The sequence below is a fragment of the Sphingobium indicum BiD32 genome, assembly GCF_000382885.1.
In the GTDB taxonomy this organism is placed as follows: Bacteria; Pseudomonadota; Alphaproteobacteria; order Sphingomonadales; family Sphingomonadaceae; genus Sphingobium; species Sphingobium japonicum_C.
In genome coordinates this window covers 23,389-42,757 of record NZ_CAVK010000061.1, presented here as the reverse complement: position 1 = coordinate 42,757, position 19,369 = coordinate 23,389, and the positions used below count along the sequence as shown (strand labels likewise).

At 60.3% G+C, this 19,369-nt stretch carries 24 protein-coding genes; 13 read left to right on the top strand and 11 right to left on the bottom strand.

Annotated features, from left to right (window positions below; all coding sequences use genetic code 11):
* Nucleotides 1–45: 45 nt before the first annotated feature.
* Nucleotides 46–378 (bottom strand): cupredoxin domain-containing protein, encoded by a 333-nt coding sequence (locus EBBID32_RS06610; protein ID WP_037489233.1) that lies wholly within the window; start codon nt 376–378, stop codon nt 46–48.
* The gene (locus EBBID32_RS06605; protein ID WP_006952776.1) at nt 378–905 is read right to left on the bottom strand and encodes a DUF4142 domain-containing protein; all 528 of its coding nucleotides are present in this window, start codon (nt 903–905) and stop codon (nt 378–380) included. The genes EBBID32_RS06610 and EBBID32_RS06605 overlap by 1 nt, the downstream gene beginning before the upstream one ends.
* Before the next feature lie 156 nt (nt 906–1,061).
* Between EBBID32_RS06605 and folE the strand changes: the two genes are divergently transcribed.
* Nucleotides 1,062–1,715 (top strand): GTP cyclohydrolase I FolE, encoded by a 654-nt coding sequence (folE, locus tag EBBID32_RS06600; protein ID WP_006952775.1) that lies wholly within the window; start codon nt 1,062–1,064, stop codon nt 1,713–1,715.
* Nucleotides 1,716–1,724: 9 nt separating this feature from the next.
* Nucleotides 1,725–2,426, top strand: a complete 702-nt coding sequence (locus tag EBBID32_RS06595) for an RNA polymerase sigma factor (protein WP_006952770.1) — start codon at nt 1,725–1,727, stop codon at nt 2,424–2,426.
* A gap of 74 nt (nt 2,427–2,500) precedes the next feature.
* On the opposite strand, the gene EBBID32_RS06590 is transcribed toward EBBID32_RS06595, so the two are convergent.
* The 5 genes from EBBID32_RS06590 to EBBID32_RS06570 form a co-directional block, all read right to left on the bottom strand.
* Complete coding sequence (locus EBBID32_RS06590) at nt 2,501–4,444, bottom strand: TonB-dependent receptor family protein (RefSeq protein WP_006952762.1); 1,944 nt, start codon at nt 4,442–4,444, stop codon at nt 2,501–2,503.
* A 246-nt stretch (nt 4,445–4,690) separates the two neighbouring features.
* Nucleotides 4,691–5,614: a multicopper oxidase domain-containing protein gene (locus EBBID32_RS06585; protein WP_006952760.1), complete on the bottom strand. Its 924-nt coding sequence runs from the start codon at nt 5,612–5,614 to the stop codon at nt 4,691–4,693.
* Nucleotides 5,615–5,641: 27 nt separating this feature from the next.
* Nucleotides 5,642–6,031 carry a c-type cytochrome gene (locus EBBID32_RS06580; protein WP_006952757.1) on the bottom strand — a complete coding sequence of 130 codons (390 nt, stop codon included), beginning with the start codon at nt 6,029–6,031 and terminating at the stop codon, nt 5,642–5,644.
* Nucleotides 6,031–6,729: a c-type cytochrome gene (locus EBBID32_RS06575; protein WP_006952756.1), complete on the bottom strand. Its 699-nt coding sequence runs from the start codon at nt 6,727–6,729 to the stop codon at nt 6,031–6,033. The genes EBBID32_RS06580 and EBBID32_RS06575 overlap by 1 nt, the downstream gene beginning before the upstream one ends.
* Before the next feature lie 10 nt (nt 6,730–6,739).
* Complete coding sequence (locus EBBID32_RS06570; protein ID WP_231382123.1) at nt 6,740–7,834, bottom strand: multicopper oxidase domain-containing protein; 1,095 nt, start codon at nt 7,832–7,834, stop codon at nt 6,740–6,742.
* A gap of 288 nt (nt 7,835–8,122) precedes the next feature.
* Here EBBID32_RS06570 and EBBID32_RS06565 point away from each other — a divergent pair, with 288 nt between their 5' ends.
* Complete coding sequence (locus tag EBBID32_RS06565; RefSeq protein ID WP_006952753.1) at nt 8,123–8,566, top strand: Rrf2 family transcriptional regulator; 444 nt, start codon at nt 8,123–8,125, stop codon at nt 8,564–8,566.
* Nucleotides 8,567–8,600: 34 nt separating this feature from the next.
* Here EBBID32_RS06565 and hemA read toward each other — a convergent pair whose 3' ends face one another.
* The 3 genes from hemA to EBBID32_RS06550 all read right to left on the bottom strand — a co-directional run bounded on the left by hemA (nt 8,601) and on the right by EBBID32_RS06550 (nt 11,362).
* Nucleotides 8,601–9,815 (bottom strand): 5-aminolevulinate synthase, encoded by a 1,215-nt coding sequence (hemA, locus tag EBBID32_RS06560; protein WP_037489330.1) that lies wholly within the window; start codon nt 9,813–9,815, stop codon nt 8,601–8,603.
* A gap of 204 nt (nt 9,816–10,019) precedes the next feature.
* Nucleotides 10,020–10,517 carry a DUF6306 domain-containing protein gene (locus EBBID32_RS06555; RefSeq protein WP_037489228.1) on the bottom strand — a complete coding sequence of 166 codons (498 nt, stop codon included), beginning with the start codon at nt 10,515–10,517 and terminating at the stop codon, nt 10,020–10,022.
* Nucleotides 10,514–11,362 (bottom strand): LysR family transcriptional regulator, encoded by an 849-nt coding sequence (locus EBBID32_RS06550; protein ID WP_006952740.1) that lies wholly within the window; start codon nt 11,360–11,362, stop codon nt 10,514–10,516. Before EBBID32_RS06550 ends, EBBID32_RS06555 begins: the two co-directional genes overlap by 4 nt.
* A 130-nt stretch (nt 11,363–11,492) precedes the next feature.
* On the opposite strand from EBBID32_RS06550, the gene EBBID32_RS06545 reads away from it, so the two are divergent.
* From EBBID32_RS06545 to EBBID32_RS06500, 10 genes are all read left to right on the top strand, one after another.
* Nucleotides 11,493–11,876, top strand: a complete 384-nt coding sequence (locus EBBID32_RS06545) for a hypothetical protein (protein WP_006952738.1) — start codon at nt 11,493–11,495, stop codon at nt 11,874–11,876.
* A complete protein-coding gene (locus EBBID32_RS06540; RefSeq protein WP_006952737.1) occupies nt 11,863–12,099 on the top strand; it encodes a hypothetical protein in 237 nt (78 codons plus the stop codon). Before EBBID32_RS06545 ends, EBBID32_RS06540 begins: the two co-directional genes overlap by 14 nt.
* Before the next feature lie 97 nt (nt 12,100–12,196).
* Complete coding sequence (locus EBBID32_RS06535) at nt 12,197–12,838, top strand: peroxiredoxin (RefSeq protein ID WP_006952736.1); 642 nt, start codon at nt 12,197–12,199, stop codon at nt 12,836–12,838.
* Complete coding sequence (locus EBBID32_RS06530; protein WP_006952735.1) at nt 12,835–13,482, top strand: carbonic anhydrase; 648 nt, start codon at nt 12,835–12,837, stop codon at nt 13,480–13,482. Before EBBID32_RS06535 ends, EBBID32_RS06530 begins: the two co-directional genes overlap by 4 nt.
* Nucleotides 13,479–13,892, top strand: coding sequence for a hypothetical protein (locus tag EBBID32_RS06525; RefSeq protein ID WP_051093291.1), 414 nt, complete (start codon nt 13,479–13,481; stop codon nt 13,890–13,892). Before EBBID32_RS06530 ends, EBBID32_RS06525 begins: the two co-directional genes overlap by 4 nt.
* Nucleotides 13,893–14,119: 227 nt before the next feature.
* Complete coding sequence (locus EBBID32_RS06520; protein ID WP_006952733.1) at nt 14,120–14,821, top strand: superoxide dismutase; 702 nt, start codon at nt 14,120–14,122, stop codon at nt 14,819–14,821.
* A 12-nt stretch (nt 14,822–14,833) separates the two neighbouring features.
* A complete protein-coding gene (locus EBBID32_RS06515; RefSeq protein WP_006952732.1) occupies nt 14,834–15,082 on the top strand; it encodes a hypothetical protein in 249 nt (82 codons plus the stop codon).
* Nucleotides 15,083–15,177: 95 nt separating this feature from the next.
* Nucleotides 15,178–16,806, top strand: coding sequence for a Na+/H+ antiporter (locus EBBID32_RS06510; RefSeq protein ID WP_006952728.1), 1,629 nt, complete (start codon nt 15,178–15,180; stop codon nt 16,804–16,806).
* A gap of 221 nt (nt 16,807–17,027) precedes the next feature.
* On the top strand, nt 17,028–17,441 hold the full coding sequence (gene rnk, locus EBBID32_RS06505; protein ID WP_037489225.1) for a nucleoside diphosphate kinase regulator: 414 nt from the start codon (nt 17,028–17,030) through the stop codon (nt 17,439–17,441).
* 30 nt (nt 17,442–17,471) lie between these two features.
* A complete protein-coding gene (locus EBBID32_RS06500) occupies nt 17,472–18,731 on the top strand; it encodes a Glu/Leu/Phe/Val family dehydrogenase (protein ID WP_006952725.1) in 1,260 nt (419 codons plus the stop codon).
* Nucleotides 18,732–18,758: 27 nt separating this feature from the next.
* On the opposite strand, the gene EBBID32_RS06495 is transcribed toward EBBID32_RS06500, so the two are convergent.
* A complete protein-coding gene (locus EBBID32_RS06495; protein ID WP_006952722.1) occupies nt 18,759–19,337 on the bottom strand; it encodes a hypothetical protein in 579 nt (192 codons plus the stop codon).
* Nucleotides 19,338–19,369 lie beyond the last annotated feature (32 nt).

Genomic DNA, 19,369 nt, shown 5'->3' with positions numbered 1-19,369 from the left:
TGAATGACCAAGGCCGTGGGAGAGCGCCGCGAAACACAGGTTGCCTTATCGCCGAACGACGAGCTGCCCCCGCATTCCTGGATGGAACTTGCAGAAAAATGTGACCGTGCCCGCTCGCTTCAGCACAAGTGTTCCCTCCGTGGCCGGCAGGAGGTCGATTTCGAAACTCCGGTTGGTTGCAGTGGCCGTGTGCCGAAACAGGTCACGATTGATCCAGCGGATCTTATCGCCAACCCGCAGGCCCGATGGGACGGGGCCGAACTTCATCTTGTCGATGATCACCGTGTAGGTCCGGGGTGCGGGCACCGACGCTGGCACGGCGGAGGTCGAGAGCGCCAGGACAGCGATCGCGAACACTACCGTGCTGCGCGCAGGCATCAGCGGGCACTCGCCGCGAGTTGTTCGGCATGGGCCTGATGTTCGGTAAACAGAGTGAGTCCTGTTTGGAGAAGCGCTTTCAGTTCGCCGTTGTGCGTGCTGGGTATGAGCGTATCCTTCAGCGCCATGTTCACCGATCGATGATAGGCAATCTCGTTGCGCAGATAGGCCTGGTCGAAGGCCGCGCCATCAAGCCGAGCAAGAGTGGCATGTTCCGTTGCGGCCTGCCGGGAAAGCTCCTGGCTTGTCCCATTGTCTTCCGGCTTCACACCGAGCTTCTGAACCAAAGCCAATGCCTGATTGTTGACCGCCTCGTGATCGCGAACCATCTGCTCGGCAAACTCGCGGACCGCCCTGTTCTTTGATTTCTCCAAGGCCTGTTTTGCAGCGCTGACGTCAATCACACCGGCTGTATAGGCGACGTGCGCGATCTGGGCGTCATTGATGCCGTTACTGCCGTGCGCCAGGACCGCTCCAGACAATGTCAGCAAGCTCGCTGATCCGATAATGGCGAATTTCTTGAGCATCCCGATATCCTTCTTCCAGCAGGGAAACCTCTCCCCATACGAAGCTTGGATGTCGAGGGGGCGCCAAGGTTCCCGAAGTTCCAGTGATCTCTTCTGGGGAACCCTCGTCCGATTATGGCATCAAACGGGAAAGGTGGTTGTTGGAGGAAATAGCCCATGGATCTTTGCGAGGGCGGATTGGCCGCCGATGTGAACTATAGCGGGACCGCCTCCCTATGCGGATCAAGATCGCGCCCGAACGACGCCGACATCGAGCGCGCAGTGTCGATTTTGATTTCCGCCACGGGGGACGACCCCATGCGCGAGGGATTGGTTGGTACGCCTGAGCGAGTAGCCCGAGCCTGGCGTGAATGGTTTGGGGGATACGCGATCGATCCCGCAACTCTTCTCACACGTACTTTCGGCGAGGCTTTGGAATACCAGGATACGATCATGCTGCGAGCAATCCCTTTGACATCGACCTGCGAGCATCATCTCGCACCGATTACCGGCTTCGCCCATGTCGCTTATCGACCTGCATCCCGTGTCGTCGGCATTTCCAAGCTTTCTCGCCTGGTCGACGCCTTTGCCCGCCGCCTCCAGCTTCAGGAACGACTGACGAGGCAGATCGGACAGACTTTGGAAGACGTCTTGAAACCACGCGGCGTCGCGGTCGTGATCGAGGCAAGCCATGGCTGCATGTCCGGCCGCGGTGTCAGGCAGCACGGCGTGTCGATGGTCACACATTGCTGGCTCGGTGAGTTCAACGATGACCAACAGCTGCGCCGCGATCTTCTCGCCGCCCTGCCGCTTGGCGGCACGGGACGCTAGGAGGCAGCAATGGCGGTTCCCAAGCAGGAGGTCGCGCAACTGTCGGACCTCGAACTGGCCCGGCGTATCGGACAACGCGACGCAGCTGCGGTCCGGCTTATGACCGAAAGGAACAATCAACGGCTGTTCCGCGCAGCCTGGAGCATTCTCGGCAACCGCGCAGACGCCGAGGATGCCGTTCAGGCCTGCTACGTTCGGGCCTTCGGCGCAATCGAAAGCTTCGCGGGGCGTTCTTCACTATCAACCTGGCTCACGCGCATCGTCATCAATGAAGCGCTCGGCCGAGAGCGTGCCGCACGCCGGCGCCTGGCGCGCCTGGACACGGAATCGGTCGTTCACCTTGACGAATATCGGGAAAAGCTGATGGGCGGATCAACAGAGCTTGGCGGACCTGATAGCACTGTCGCCATCAAACAGATCCGCGCCCTTATCGAAGCCGCGATCAGCACATTGCCGCAAGATTTCCGGCTCGTTTTTGTCATGCGGGAGGTGGAAGAGATGTCCATCGAGGAAATCGCCGATGCGCTGCAATTGATGCCGGCGACCGTAAAGACACGACTATTCCGCGCCCGCCGCCGACTGCGCGAAGCACTTGCGCCAGATGTGGAGGCGAGCCTCAGAGGGAGCTTCCCCTTTGCTGGCGCAAACTGCGAAGCGATGACCGAAAGAACGATCGAAAAGCTGTGCGGCGGCACCAAGCAAGCGAAGTAGATGTTCCTATCGAGCGTCGTGCCGCGACAGCGACGACCATCGGAGAATCTGGTTTGGCAGCGCCGCTGTCCCACTCATATCCGGACCCTGAAGCCGGCGTAGATTGCTCGCCTTTCCACGGGATAATAGATCTCGGAGGCAGGACTGGATCTGATGACCGCGGATATGTCGCCGATCGCTTTCCTGTCCGTCACATTGCGGGCATCGACAAAGATATCGAGATTGCGCCCGAGCTTCGCCCCTACCGTCAGGCCTAGCATCGCATAACCCGGCGCACGGGTTGTATTGGCATAATCGGCCCAGGCCCCTTCGGGCACCCATTCGAGGTTCGGGGCGATATGGAGAGCATCGGTGCCGAGCCGGATCTCGGTTCGCAAGACATGACGCGGCACAACGGGTAGGCGGTTGCTCCCAAACTGAGCATCATCTCGGAAGCGGAAATCCGAATATTGCCAGATTTGCCGGATTCTGAGCCAGGCATTGGGTTCGAGCGTCAAACCAGCCTCTATCCCTTGATGCAGGGTTCGGTCGGCGTTGAAGGTCGAGGCGGGAACATCGCGGCCCAGGGCGAACTGAAGCATCTCACCCTGCAGCTTGGCCCTGTACAACGAAACGTCCCAGCTAACCCAGCCCGCCGTCCCGCGCGTTCCGATCTCAACCGTCCAGGCACGCTGTTCGCGCACCGGGACGAAGGCCGCAATCTGGGCCAGCTCTACGAAAGTTGGAAACTCAGCCGAACGGCTGAAATTGGCGTAGACCTGGATCGAACGGGTCGGCTCCCAGAGAAGGCCGAAACGAGGCGAAAAGCTGTGATAGGACGCCTCACCAAGAACTGGAGCAGGCACGGACTGCGTCTGACGCCGGTATCCATCGGCGTAGATTGCGCCCGCGATCAGTTGAAGATCTGCGGCAGGCCTCAATCTGAATTCGGCGTAGAGCGTGCTGGTGCGCGCTGTCTGGCGAGCATCGAAGGTCAGGGCTCCCCGTTGCCCATCGACATTGAGGAAGCGTTTGGCGCGGTTGGTACCCCACCGCGTTTCGCCGCCTAACGTCATCTCGACGGGGCCCGCTGCATAGTCGAGACGCGCGAAGACCCCGCGATCGGTCGAGTCCTGATCGATTACCTGATAAATGGGATGGAACAGATGCTTGGTATTGAGGAAGGCGCCCACATCGAGCGTTGCGCGGCCCAGCTCAAACGTGGTGCGGTTCTGCATGCGGAGTGAATCGATGTCCCGCGCCTGGTCTCCCGAGAAGTTACCGGTACGCGGCGCGGCAAGGGCCGCTGCCCGGGTCAGCGCACCGGGAAGTTGCTGGTTGATGCTGTTCGCGCTGAGATAAAACCGGGTTACGATAGTGTCGGAGAGCCGAAGACCAGCGTTGCCGTTAAGGCGCAGCGAGTGACGTCTGGCGTGATCGCGGTCGCCACGCTGCGTATCCGCGCTCGCCGCGAGCCAGCCGTTCGTGTCACGATCCCCGAAACCAAACGACGCCAGGCCGCGGACCATGTCGAAGGAGCCGAAATCGAGCCTGGCATAGAGGCCATGGGACCGATCGCCCCTTGGTGTGATGCCATTGATCGCTCCGCCGAGCGTTCCCGATCCCAGGCGCAGCGCGTTGGCGCCGCGGTAAACCTCGAGATGATCGAAGAAAGCAGGCTCAAGCTCCTGGAAGTCGCCATTGTCGTCGGCAAGATTAATCGGGACGCCATCCTGGAGTAGCGTCAGCCCGCGCATATGATAGCCGCGCGATAGGCCTGAGCCGCGAATGGATATCCGGATTTCCTGGCCGAAACGCGGCTGCGTATAAACGCCTGGCGCGAACGCAAGCGTGTCGCGAAGCGAAACGAGAGATTTGTCAGCGTAGTCCTCGTAGGTGACGACGCTGCTGCCGCCGGGCGTCGCATGCACGCGGCCCTCGGCATCGTTGGCCGCTATTCGGCCGATCACAACGATCGTGGCGTCGTCAGCGCCGCTGGCAGGAACCACGGTTTGCGCGCGTGTGGGCGCCACCACCATGAACGCGCTGACCAGCCCAGCAAGACCTAGCGCGAAACAATGTGCTTGTTGGGGCGGCCTGCGTCTGCGCGACGACTGTCCGGGAAGAGTAGGATGGCACCTGTGCACATTGGGCCTGCATCGGGTTACGCCGCGACCTCGGGTGAAGACCCGGCCGCCCAGGATGAGGGGGATGGCCGGCCGGGTTCATCGAGGCCGCGGCGCCGGCGCATTGCGCGCGCGGGGCGACGGGGATCGAGCGTAACCTCAGGGTACGAGGATGAGGTTCCCGCGCCCCATCTTGGGGTCGGCGTCGTTCGAGAACATGACGACCGCCATGGCACCGGTGTGGGCATGCGACATGGAGTGGTCAACGATCACGTTGGCACCCTCGACCGGAGAGATCAGGTCAAAGGTCGCGCCATCGCCGGGGCCCACAACCAGGCTCTGCATGCCGACCTTCTTGTTCTTGGGATTGCCGCTGGGATAGACAGCATCCCAGATGCCCGCGATCGGATGCAGTGTTGAATATTCGTTGGGACCAGCGTTGACGAAGTAGACCCGAACGCGCTCGCCGGGCTTGGCAACCAGCATCTTCGTTGATGCGGGATCGTGGACAGGGTCATATTTGAAAGCAACCCCGTTGAAGACGACATGTTGCCAGTCGCTCTTCATGATCGAATGCAGGTCGTCGGGGTTAGAATAAACCTCGGACTGGACCAGTATATATTCGCGATCGGCAGGCGGGAGTGCCTTGGCATCCTTCGGGTCGACCAGGATGACGCCGAACATGCCCCGGGCGATATGCTGGTACATCGGGTCGGAGCCGCAATGATAGTAGAACGCGCCAGGATAGGTTGCGACGAAACTGAACGTCTTCGTCTCACCTGGTTTGATCGCCTCGAAGTCCTTGACCACGTCAACGCGCGCAGCGTGGAGGTCGATCGAATGCGAGTTCTTGTTGGCTGGATCGTTGGTCAGGATGATCGTGACACGGTCGCCCTCGGTAACCCGCAGCACGGGACCGGGAACCTGTCCCTCAAAGGTCCAGGAGGCCTGCATCGTTCCCTTGTTGTCGATCGGCAGCGAGACCTCTTTCGCTGTCAGACGCAATTCAATATCTTTGGCAAGCACAGGCTGCCAGGCAAGACCGATAAGCGCGGAAGCGGCAAAAAGTAGAGTCTTTCGCATGTTGTCACCCCTGTTTGTGGTTCTTGGTCACTTTTTCTGGTCACATTTACAGACGTAGATCAGGTAGTCGGCCATATCCTCGATCTGATCCTTGGTAAGGACGGCCGACCAGGAAGGCATGAGCGCCGACTTGTTGACCGAGGCTCCACCATCGGAAATTGCCTTGATCATCTGTTCGCGTGGCAGCGAGGACATGGCGACGGTATCGCTATGATCGCGTGGCTGGACCGACAGGCCGACGGTATTGACGCCTTTCCCGTTGCGCTGGACCCCGTGGCACTGTGCACAATAGGTATCGTAGAGGTGGGCGGTGGCCTGGATCTTCGGGCTTTCCGTCCCCGCCGTCGCGGGTTGATGCAAGATGACCCCGGCACCCAGCGCGATCAGGCTCAGCGCAGCCAATCCATAGCGGAGCATCACTTGTTCTCCTTGCCCAATGACGTGATGTAACCGGTGAGGCGCTGAAGATCGGGCTCCGACAGCGTGGCGGTCGGCATCCAGATGTGCGGATCGAACTGCTGTGGGTTCTTGGTGTATGCGATGACATAGTCAGGGCGCAGTCGCTGGCCGGCATCGTAGAGTTCCGGTCCGGAAAGCCCGCCCTGCCCTCGAGCATCCTGATGGCAGGCGACACAGCCGCGCAGCTTGCTGAAGGCCAGCTTGCCCATCGTCATGTTCGCGGCTTCCGGCTTGTAGACGCCATCGGGAGCAAGGCCGCTCTTCAGTTGCAGCAATGCATCGGCCAATCGGCCAGCTGTGGCTGCGTCGACTTTCGGATGCTTCTCGACGGCGGCGGCGTCGATCGTGTCGCGAGGTTCGCCAGCCTTCGCGTGCTTAAACCAGAATACGCCGCCAGGGCGGATGGTCGTCGGGTTCTGCAGCCAGCTTGCGAGCCAGTCCCGATTGAACTTGTCGCCTGCGTACCAGAGGTCCGGGCCTTTTCGCGTCCACAGATGATCCACCGTGGGGTTGGCTGGCTTGGTCAGCGCGTGACAGGAAGCGCATTGCGTGACCAGTTCCGAACTAGCCCCTTGGGCGTCCACCACGGCAGGGCGGGCTGCGAAGACCAGAACGGCGACACCCGCGCATGCGGCGAAGATAACCGGTGCTTTCATAGTGGCCTCCTCAACTGACCGGGACACCCTTGAAGACAGGGTTCGGGTAGATCCCGTGGGGCTTCTTGAGGCTCTGCTCGTAGTAGAAGTCCGGGACGAACTCCTTGTGAGCCCAGTGGTACCAGGGCTGGTCTCGCGGGATGCCCTCATATTCGATCAGGGTCATGACCCCGCCATGCGGCGTATGGCCGTTCATCGTATGATGGTCGATGTGGTCATGGATCATCCAGCGACCGGGATTATCGCAGCGCAGGATGATGTCGTAGCGCTCGCCCGGTCCCACGAGGACGGTGTCGGCGTTGATCGGCGCGGGCAAGGGATGCCCGTCCTTGAAGGTGATCTGGAAGACGTGGCCATGGATGTGGATCGAGTGGAATCCGCCGCCCGCGCCGAACATCCTCAAGCGGATGACATCGCCTTCCTTGACCCGGATGGGTTGGGTTTCGGGGAAGGATTTCCCGTTGATCGTGAAATAATCGAACACGTCGCCAGGCATGCCGCCCTGCCCCAGCTTGTCGGCCCAGGCCGACGCCCACTCCGAGAACATGAGGATGTAGTCGCCCGTGACCTCGCGTTCGATCGGTGTCGGCTTGATCGGGTCGATGATGAACGGCCCCCACATGCCGCGGGTAGCGACATGTTCGTTCACATTGACATGGCAATGATACCACATCGTACCCGCGGGTTCGGCGACGAACTTGTACGTGAAGCTGTCGCCCGGCTGGATGCCGAGCTGCGTCATGTCGGGCACGCCGTCCATTTCCCAGCTGCCTCTCTGCAGCAGCCCATGCCAATGTATCGTATGCGGAAGCGTCGTAAGGTTGTTCAGAACGACCTCGACCTCATCGCCTTCCCGCACATGGAACAGGGGCGCTGGCACCTGCCCGCCGAAGGCAAAGGTTTGGAACGTCTGCTTGCCGACGAGCGTGATACGCGTCTCTTCGATGTTCATTTCGAACTTGTGGTACGCCGCTCCGGCCTTCGCTTTCGGATGCTTTGCTGGTTCACGGGCATTCGAGGAGGTCGCCGCCGCCGTCAGCGCCGGAACTGCAACTGCTGCCCCCAGACCCGTCAGCACGGCATCCCGTCGCGTAATGTTCGGCATCATACATTCCTATAAGATGTATAGAATCTGCATCAATGCTATGAGAGAGCGAACGGGGTGCCTAACGAATTAGTTTGTGCCTCAGGCGCAATAATTTTGATATAAGATTGCTTGGGCGCCAGTTCGTCTGAGCCGGCGTTGGCCGCTCGCCGACGCCCCTACTGGCACGCGATGGGATCCATACTCCCTGGAACCGGTCTGCGACCCAAGGCAGCCGGGATCGGGCACTTAACATGTCCGAGATATACAGGTATAGAACTGGACTGGCGTTCCTCTCAGGAGTGGAATGTGCGACTTACGCGCTACACGGATTATTCGCTTAGGGTCTTGATCCATCTGGCGCTCAACGATGAGCGCCTGTGCTCGATCGGCGAAATCGCGCGTACCTATGACGTGTCTCACAATCATCTGATGAAGGTTGTGAACGCACTCGCGCACGATGGCTTTATTGAGACCGTGCGTGGACGCACGGGCGGCATGCGCCTTGCGCGTCCGGCGGATACAATCACCGTCGGCGAAGTGGTGCGCAAAACCGAGGAAGGCTTTCAACTCGCGGATTGTTCGGGCTGCGCCCTTTCGCCTGCTTGCGGCCTGACAGGTGTTCTCGCGCAAGGGATGCAAGCGATGATGGCGGTATTCGATTCCTATAAGGTCTCGGATTTGCTGGCCGACCGCGAAGCAATGCGCCGGCTGATGAACCGGCAGTCGCCACTCGGAATCGGCACAGGGTGATATCCGACTGAGGCGGGACGCGGACGAAGCGCGCCTAGGCGGCCAGGCGCATGTCGAGGCGATGCCAGATCTCGACAAGCGCTTGTGTGAGGTCGCGTACCATTTCGACGCTATGCGACGGACCCGGTGTAAAGCGAAGCCGTTCGGTTCCGCGCGGAACCGTCGGATAGTTGATCGGCTGCACATAGACGCCATATTCGGCAAGCAGGATATCGCTGATCTTCTTGGCCTTGACCGGATCACCGACCATCAGTGGCACGATATGCGTGGTCGAGGCCATCACAGGCAATCCCGCCTCGGCGAGCGCGCATTTGAGTCTGGCGGCAGACGCTTGTTGTCCTTCGCGTTCAGCACTCGACGACTTGAGGTGGCGCACGCTTGCCAGTGCACCGGCGACCAGCACCGGGGATAGCGACGTGGTAAAAATGAAGCCGGGGGCGTAACTGCGGATAACATCGATGACGCGGTGATCTGCCGCGATGTAACCACCCATGACACCGATCGCCTTGGCAAGAGTGCCCTCGATGACAGTGATGCGGCCTGCAGCCTCGTCGCGGTCGGATATCCCGCCGCCACGCGGGCCGTACATCCCGACCGCATGAACCTCGTCAAGATAGGTGAGCGCGCCATACTTCTCCGCGAGATCGCAAATGGCATGGATAGGGGCGACATCACCATCCATGGAATAGACGCTCTCAAAGGCGATCAGCTTGGGCAGCGCCGGATTCGTTTCAGCGAGTAGCTGCTCCAGATGCTCAAGATCATTGTGCCGCCACACCTTTTTCTCGCAACCGGAATTGCGAATACCCGCAATCATGCTGGCATGGTTGAGTGCGTCGGAGAAGATCACGCACCCTGGCAGAACTCTGGCCAGCGTCGAGAGCGTCGCCTCGTTGGAAATGTATCCCGACGTGAACAGCAATGCGCCTTCTTTGCCGTGAAGATCGGCGAGCTCGGCTTCGAGATCGAGATGATAGTGGGTATTGCCCCCGATATTGCGTGTGCCGCCAGATCCAGCTCCTACGTCATGCAATGCCTCCTCCATGGCGGCAATGACCTTGGGGTGTTGTCCCATTGAGAGATAGTCGTTGGAGCACCATACGGTGATCGGCTTGGGGCCGTTATGCCCGGCAAAGCAGCGGGCATCGGGAAAGGATCCCTTGTTGCGCAGAATATCAATGAAGACCCGATAGCGCCCCTCGCCGTGAAGCTTCGCCAGTGCGGCGTCAAAGATTGCGTCATATCGCATCTTCCGGTCGGGAGCTGATACTTTGGCAATCGCAGCGGCAGTGGTGCTTTGTGAAGTCATGGACAAGGGTCCTAAAAAGCTTCTTCCGCGCGGTTGCGGGAAAACATGCATCTCGAATATACCATAACGCTCGGACGCCCTTGGCTCAAGATGGTTGACATCGATCGGCACATGCAAACAGGAACCGGGCCGCTTCCGAGACACTTAATCCCGTTTGGAGGTCGGATTTGCTTCCAGAAACGCCGATGCCCGCTCGATATTGATGCGGTGGCTATCCAGCATCGCGCGCAGATCGGCATGCAAAGCGTCATCGCGCACACGCGGTGTCAGCGCCTCGAGCTTTCGCACGACCCAAGCTTGCCCACGGTTGAGAAAAGCGAGTCGCTCGAAAGGTTCAGCAATAGCCAGAGCTTTCTGATGAAAAGCTCCCGTCTTACGCGAGGGCAGACCGTTCAGCCGCTCGATCTGCCGCGACAGCATGGCGCACCAACGCGCCTCGTCGTCTCGCACTGCCTGCATCAGATCGCGATAGGCCGCGCCTTCCAAAGAGCGAGCGCTGGCCAATGCCACGCGGGTGCCGGCTCGCTCGGCCTCCAGCAGCTCGTCCAACGCGGCAAGAATTTCATCGCGGGAAGCATAACCCATATAGGCATCGTCCGCCTGCGCCCCGTAACACACGGGTGAGGATGGTTCGTTGGTCATGCCGCGATTGCCGCCGCGGCCCTCAGGCCGGCCCGGATGCGGTCCATCACGCCGGCATCGGCTTTTGTCGAATGGACGACATAAGCCGAATAGGAAAACTCTGGACTTCCCGGGACGAGTGCTAGCCGACCTTCCTCCAGATAGGACCGGATAAAGCCCTTGCGAAAATAGCCACTACCACCGGTCGCCAGGATATATTCTAGTGCGAGCGGTCCATAGCTGATCGACACGACTGCATTAGGGTGATCGGGAAACGCAGCGTGATAGCTGGCCGCGAATTCGTCGCCCCAGTCGATCTGCACATGGTCCTCAGGGGCCAGAGCCCTGTTGGTCGGTGTCGTCCTGACAAGCACCAGCTTCTCCTCGAACAGAAGCTCGGCAATGACGCCAGGGCGACTGGGCGCGGCGTAAAGAATCGCGACGTCCAACGATCCGTCTTGCACCTGCTCCATGAGGCGTTCGGATGTGTCGATCTGCGTGCTGACCGCAATCTCTGGGCATTCACGCCGCATCCAGAGCAACCAATGGCGCAGCAACGGACTCCAGAGGCTGAGCTCGGCGCCGACCGTCACCACCGTTTCCCGGCCTGGTGGCAACGCCACGGACCGACGCGCCCGTTCCCAGACTTGAACCAGCGTGGTCGCGAAACGCAGAAACTGCTCACCGGCCGGTGTCAGTTTCGCACCGGCCTTGTTGCGAATGAACACGGGACGATCGAGTTGGTCCTCCAGAACGCGGATGCGGGCGCTCACCGCGGTCTGGGTAAGATTGAGATTGGCCGCCGCACCCACGAAGCTCCCGGTTTTCACGACCTCCAGAAACGTGCGCGCGACACTGATATCCATTCCTCAAATTCCCTACGCTCAACGCACAATAATATTCATTTGCTTGATGGATGCTAACGGGTCGAAGGTGTTTCCGCAAGAAGCAGCGTGGTTCTTGGGGACACTGCTGCATGGATGGGTTGATCGAGACATGAAACCGCTGGGCCACTTTCGCCCCGAACCGCCGCCGAAAGCAGAATTCTGGAAGATCTGTCTGGCGCTTGCCATGCTGGTTCTCGCGATTGGCGTTGCGCTCTACGGCTTTCATGCTGCCGGCGCGATCACCGATACAGTGTTCTTGGCCGTCATGGTCTTCGTGGTAGCGGTCTGTGCCGGCGTCATCCTTGCATTGGACATGGAGCGCCAGGCACACCGCGATGCGCCAATCCCCTTCAGGGAGGTTCCGCCTCCATTTGATTTCAGCATCGTCTGGCCCCCATCGGCCAGTGCCGAAGACCAAAAATCTTCCAATGAGGCCGATGAAGAGGGGCACGGCCGGACTCCAAGGAAGGGACGCCGTGATGAGCAACAGTGACAATGACCAGTACAGGCGGAGACCACGGCTGCCGCGAACATCAGCCATTCCCTATTGGGTGATCGCGATCGGAATTGCCATCGCGACAATCCGCCTCTTCGTGTGGAAGCTCAACCAGGAAGGCATTGTCAGCGAGGAAGATGGCAATCTCGTGGTGCTTGTCGCCCTGCCGGTTGCGCTGTTGAGGGTCGGCTGGCTGGCGCCTCCGCAAAACGGTCACTAACATTACAACATTATTTTTGCCGGCAACCATTAATAACATTCGTTTGTTTGATGGACGTCACTCCCCCACATTGAACGAACAGCATCCAGGAGTTCCCATGACCATTCAACTCGGGCAGATCGCCCCCGATTTTGAGCAGGACAGCACCCACGGCCGCATCAGCTTCCATGACTGGCTCGGCGGAAGTTGGAGCGTTTTATTCAGCCATCCCAAGAATTTTACGCCAGTCTGCACGACCGAACTCGGCGAAGTGGCTAAGCTTCGTCCGGAATGGGATAAGCGGAACGTCAAGCCGATCGGGCTTTCGGTTGATCCCGTCGAAGCGCACCATAAATGGGAAAGCGATATTCAGGAAACCCAGGGCGCCAAGCTTGATTTCCCAATGATCGCCGACCCGGACGGCAAGGTCTCGACCCTCTACGACATGATCCATCCAGAAAGCGACCCTACGGTCACGGTGCGGTCGGTCTTCGTCATCGATCCGTCTCGCAAGATCCGGCTGATCCTCACCTACCCTCCGTCCACAGGCCGGAATTTTACTGAGATTCTCCGTGCTATCGACAGCCTCCAGTTGACCGACGCTCGCAGTATCGCGACCCCGGTCAACTGGGAACCGGGCGAGCCAGTCGTGATCTCGCCGAAGCTATCCGATGAGGAAGCCGCGCGGCAGTTTCCGCAAGGCTACAAGACACTTAAGCCCTATCTCCGGATCGTCGATTTACAGGCATCCGTGCGATGAGATCGACGAGGGAAAATTGGAATGAGGAGCCAGTCATCGCCGAAGGGCGCGATGACTGCCATTCCCTGTTTTCCCGCAATCGCGCATGGGCCCAGGCCAAGACAGGTGACGATCCGAGTTTCTTCAAACGCCTCGTAGGACAGCAGCATCCCCGCTATTTCTGGATAGGGTGTTCTGACAGCAGGGTCCCGGCGACCGAGATCGTCGATCTTGATCCAGGTGAGATGTTCGTTCACCGCAACGTCGCCAATTTGGCGGTTGATAGCGATCCGAACTTCTCAGCCGCTTTGCAGTTCGCAGTCGATGTTCTCAAAGTCGAACACATCATCGTGGTTGGCCACTATGGATGCGGCGGCATCCAGGCTGCGATGGCACCAGCGACCGATGACGCTATCGGAGTATGGCTGGCGCCAGTCCGTGCGCTTCATGAGGCTCATGGCTGCTCCGCGCAGGCAGATGCGGATCGCCTGTGTGAACGTAACATTCTCTCTCAGGTCGAAGCACTTGCCGCGAACCCGCTGATACGACGCGCATGGGACCAGCGCGCGCCACTGACGCTGCACGGTTGGGTCTATGCGATCGGGGACGGCTTGCTGCAGCAGGTCTGTGAGCCCGTGAGGGGCCCTTGGCAGACAGAGCCATGACATCTTTCCTGACAGGCGGCTTGTCACTCTGTGCGAGCGCCAGCACCCGCGGGGAGCGCGCGAGACTGATCGAAGCGATTGAGGCCTGCAAGGCGGCCACTGCGGCCAGCCGTCAACTCGATGCGCTGATTGCGATGGCCGTGTTTCCCGCACTCACCGAGTTGAGCGGCGTTGAGGCCGGAATCTGGCGACAGGACAATGGAGCGCGTGTCCGCGCCCTCCTTTATTCTTCCAGTCAGTCGGCAGCGACAACGCTGATACCCCCGGGATGCTGGATCGAGATGGCGCAGGGCGATGTCATCGTTCTAGGCACGCGGGGCGAATGGTATGGATCTCATCCGATCGATGCGATCGCGCTGTGCATCGCAGCGCTGAATGCCAGATTGGCAGAGGTAGCCGATGCCGATTGAGCCAGAAATATTCGCCTTGATACGCGGCTGTCGAACGGGTCAGCCACCTATTGCCGAGATCTCGTCCAGGCTCTCTGAGGCGACTTTCATGAACAAGGTAACCATGCGCGCCTGCGGACACCTGGTGATCGCGCGCGATCACTCCATGACCGCCTGGCGAGATGCCCTGACACGGGCGCCCCGTCCGGATCGAGACCGTTGTTCAATAGTCCTTAAGGAGAACTCCCATGGCTGACCGAGATCTGAACGGCACACTTGCCGATCATGATGAGGAGGCGCCGGTGTTCGAACTTCCACCCTTGCCGTATGGCATTGAGGCACTTGCACCAGTGCTTTCCGCCGAAACGCTGGAGATCCATCATGGCAAGCACCATGCCCGCTATGTTGAGACACTCAACCGGCTGCTTGGTGAGCAGAATTTCTCGGCCCACACGCTCGAGGAAATCGTCCGTATCGCACAAGGCAGCGGAGCAAAGGGCCTCTTCAACAACGCCGCCCAAGCCTGGAACCACAGCTTCTTCTGGGAGAGCATGAGTGCAACGCCATCGAAACCCTCGGGCGATCTTGCGAACGCGATCTCGACGGCCTTTGGTAGCCACGATGCTCTCGGGCAGCGGTTCATAGCTGAGGGCACCGGCCATTTCGGTTCAGGCTGGGTGTGGCTCATTGTCAAAGGCGGTGCGCTGGAGCTGATCTCGACCCATGATGCAGGCATTCCCATTCTTGCAGATGGAGTAACACCGCTTCTTGCCTGCGACGTCTGGGAGCACGCCTACTATATCGATTTTCGGCAGGATCGAGCCGCTTGGCTCGCTTCCTGGTGGGACAGGCTCGCGAACTGGCACTTCGCGGAGCAACAATATGCCGCAGCGCTCGGCCAGGGTGAACCCTGGCACTATCCCGCGCCGAAAACGACCCCTGTAACGTGAGAGGAAATCGACATGCTCATAGACGTCCTTGCCGGTCGCGACAGCCGTTCCGCGGCATCCAGGGGTTGCTTCCACTTCGCGCGCGCGCCCAAACCCGGTGATGAGATCGAGATCGATGGCGCCTTTGTCACCGTAACGAAGGCCTGGCATCGCCCAGACATCTACTACAAGGGCGCGAAGTTCGCGATCCTGGTCGGCGATCCGGTGAGCCAGGTGAAGGCCGATATTCCCGTTCGGGATGAAGCCGAAGTGGTCCTCTGAGCACTTTCATCGTTTTCGCTCAAGGCTGGGAGGATCACATCCGCGCGGCTGTGACACGAGGGAGATTTCATCGAGACCCGTGAGCGAGGCCGCCTTTGGAAACTGTAACGCTCATCCTGGCATTGCTGTTCGCCGTTGTCATGAGCGGCATTCTGGCTCGGCTTCTCCCATTTTCCCTACCGCGCCCGTTGGTTCAAATCGCCATGGGCGCGGCCATTGGACTGGTGGCGGGCTGGCGGGTCGTACTCGATCCGGACATCTTCTTTCTTCTCTTCCTTCCACCACTACTTTTTCTCGATGGTTGGCGCCTACCGAGCGAGGATCTCTTCAAGGATCGTACGACAGTCCTTGAACTCGCGCTCGGTCTTGTGGTTGTCACGGTCCTCGGCATGGGGCTCTTCATCCACTGGCTGCTGCCCGCCATGCCGCTACCGGTCGCTTTCGCCTTGGCCGCAGTGGTCTCACCAACCGATCCGATTGCGGTCGCCGCGATCGCGCAACGAACGCCCATTCCCAAACGGATGATGCATATCCTCGAGGGCGAATCTCTACTCAACGATGCGTCAGGTCTTGTTTGCCTGCGTTTTGCGATAGCCGCGACGCTGACCGGCACATTTTCGCTGGGCGCAGCAACATTCGATTTTCTGTGGGCTGCACTGGGCGGCCTGGGCGTGGGGGCGGGACTAACCTGGCTTGTCGGTTGGGCCAAAGCTGTCATCACGCGGCGCCTGGGAGAAGAAAGCAGCTCGCAGATCCTGATCAGTCTGCTCATTCCTTTCGGCGCCTATCTGGTGGCCGAACACCTCCATTGCTCGGGTATCCTCGCCTCGGTGGCTGCCGGGCTCACCATGAGCATCGTCGAGGCGCGTGGAAATGCCCTGGCCGTCACGCGGATCCGGCGGACGACAGTTTGGGATGTGATCCAGTTCACCGCCAATGGAGTCATATTCGTACTGCTAGGCGAACAATTGCCGACCATTCTTGCCGGTGCCGCCGCATCCGTCCACTTGACCGGTCATCATGCGCCTTGGTGGCTGATCAACTATGTCATCGCGATCAGCCTCGGTCTTGCGGCCCTCCGCTTTGTCTGGGTCTGGCTATCCTTCCGATTGACGCTGTTCCGACGCAGGAAAGATCGTGCACAGCCCCATTGGCGGGTCATCGGAGCCATGTCCTTCGCCGGTGTGCGAGGCGCAATCACCCTTGCCGGCGTACTCACACTGCCCCTGACGATGTTGGACGGCACGCCCTTCCCCGCGCGCGATCTCGCGATCTTCCTGGCGATGGGGGTGATCATCTTCTCGTTGATTGCCGGATCGATCGGACTGCCTCTGATGATGCGCGGCCTCGAGATGCCGCCCGAACCGGCCCGCGACGCGCAAGTCGATGCGGCGCGGACCGCAGCGGCAGAAGCCGCGATTGCCGCAATCGAGCGTACCCAGCACCGCCTTGCCGACGGCCGGAAGGACGCCGACGCCTATGTCAACATCGCCGCCCGCCTCATGGACCTTTACCGCGAGCGGATCGGGCATCCGGCAGCTGAACCTCAGCAGCAGGAAATGCGAAAGCGCGACGAAGCGATCGAACGCGATCTTCGTCTTGCAGCGCTCAGGGCAGAGCGCCAGGAGGTTTTCCGCCGCGTTCGCAATCGGGAGCTGGGCAGCGAGGCCGCTCGCAGGCTCGTCCGGGAGATCGATCTCTTCGAGGCCCGGTTCTTGATTTGAGGCTTGGAGGGTTCTCGTTTGACTCGAGGCGGAGACCCCGACATCATGACAGGATGCAGACTCATCACTGCCATTTTCGCTTTCGCCACCACGGGGGGCAGATTCTCGCGGGCCTTTAGCCCCGGGTTCCGGTGCGCGCTGCCCCGAACTCGGGGCACAGATCATCTCATGCGAAGACGGCGCCGCATTGGCGGTAGCTGCTCATTTGGAAAGCGAAATCGATGACGAACACCAAGGCGCGCCGACGGCCGCCGATACATATGATTGATACCGAAGCCGACGCCCTGACCGACCTGGCCATGGCAGCGCAGGAGCGTTCGCCGCAAGTGAGCGAGTTGCTGCTCAATGAGCTCGCGCGCGCCACGACGCACCCGGGCGAGCGCATTCCCGACGACGTCGTGACAATGCACGCCACCGTCCGCTTCATCGATGAAGCAAGTGGCAAGGAATACAGCTACCAGCTCACCTATCCCAGGGAAGCGGACATTTCAGCGGGACGAATTTCGATCCTGACGCCGGTCGGCGCAGGGCTCATCGGACTTCGAAAAGGACAGTCGATCCTGTGGCCTGATCGCGAAGGCAATGAGCGCGAGCTCAAGATCGTGGAAGTCGCGCAAATCGTGCGCAACGACTGATCAGGTCTCTATTCACGGCAAGGAAAATCTATGAGCGCAACCCTGCTCGACCAGGCACTCACCCGGCTCGATGACGCCGCGCAGCATCTCAAGCTCGATCCTGATGTTCTTGAAAAGCTCAAATACCCGCGGGAAACGACCAAGACGCGGCTGCTGATCAGAATGGACGATGGTTCTCGCAAATCCTTCATGGCGTGGCGCTGTCGCTATGACGATACGCGGGGGCCGACCAAGGGGGGCATCCGGTTTCATCCCGATGCGACGGTGGATGAGGTCGAGACGCTTGCGTTCTGGATGACCTTCAAGTGCGCGGTGATGAACCTGCCCTATGGCGGCGGCAAAGGCGCTGTCCAGGTCGACCCGCGCAAGCTCTCGAAAGCCGAGCTGGAGCGACTGTCGCGCGCCTATATGCAAGCCTTCTCGGGCATCATCGGACCGGACAGGGATATCCCTGCCCCCGATGTCTATACCAACGCCATGATCATGGGCTGGATGGCCGACGAGTACGCGTCGATCGTCGGCCGTGTGTCTCCGGCGGTCATCACGGGCAAACCGATTGCCCTGGGCGGATCGCTCGGCCGCGATGATGCGACGGCGCGCGGCGGGTTCTATCTGCTGCGCCATCTCGAAAACGAACTCGGGGTGGGCCCTGGTTCACGCGTTGCGATCCAGGGCTTTGGGAACGCGGGAAGTCATATGGCTCGCCTGCTGGCCGAAATCGGCTACCGGATTGTTGCCGTCTCGGATTCCCGCCACGGCGTCCATTCGGCAGCGGGCATCCCGTTCGACCGGCTGATCGAGGCCAAACGGGATGCTGGGCTCGCGAGCCTCGTGGGCTCTGATGGTGTCGGGGCACTGGTACCCGGCGACATTGTCGGAGTGGACTGTGATGTGCTCGTTCCAGCGGCGCTCGAAAACCTCATCCATGCGGACAATGCCGCGAGCGTGAAAGCCAAGGTGATCGTCGAATTGGCGAACGGCCCCATAACACCGGCCGCGGATGACCTCCTGAGTGCCCGCGGAGTAACGGTCCTCCCCGATATTCTCGCCAATGCCGGCGGCGTGACGGTGTCCTATTTCGAATGGGTGCAGAACAGGCAGGGCTATTATTGGACAGTCGCCGAGATTCACGAAAGGCTGAAAGCCAGCATGGAAGCTGAAGGCCGCGCGATTTTGGAGCGGGCGAGCGAACGCAAGATCACGATGCGGAGTGCTGCCTATGTCCATGCGCTCGGCCGACTGGCCGAGGCGATCGAAGCCCATGGAACCCAGCAGTTCTTCACGTCCTGACTGGTCGCCCAGACGCACATTGCGCGATCAGCCAAAAGCCAGCGCGCCTTGTTGCGGTAGCTTAACGGGAACCGTCAGCGGACGGCCAGCCTGGAACAGTTTGCGAACGATCGGCGACAATGTGTATACTGCCTGGCGTTGGCCGCCGCGATTGTGATGATCGACGCGGTAACCTTGGTAATGTCGATGCAGCATGCCGGCACGGACGAGGTCGGATACGGCACGGCTCACATTGGTCTTGCCGGACGCTCGGACCCTGGCGCGGACTTCGCTGTCGATTTCCCGATCGGCCGCCCGCGGATCGGCCGGCAATGACCCGGCATTTGTCATTTCCTCGCGAACGCGGGCGACAAGGGCAAGCCGGCGCGGGAAACTGCCTGCCATCGGGGAGAGCGCGTCGCAGAGCCATTCCCTGATCGGGATAGCATGCCCGTCGTGGAAAACGAGCGGACCGGCGCTGCCATCGGCACCGGCAATCTTGGCGATAAGGTCAAGGACCATGTACGCGTAGCGGGGTCGTGACGAACTTTGCGCGAGCAGTTCGACGACACCGGGCATATCGAGCGGTCCGGCATCAGGATCGGCGATGAGGCTGGTCTGGAGCATGGAAGAATCATGCACAGGTAGAACGAAAAGTG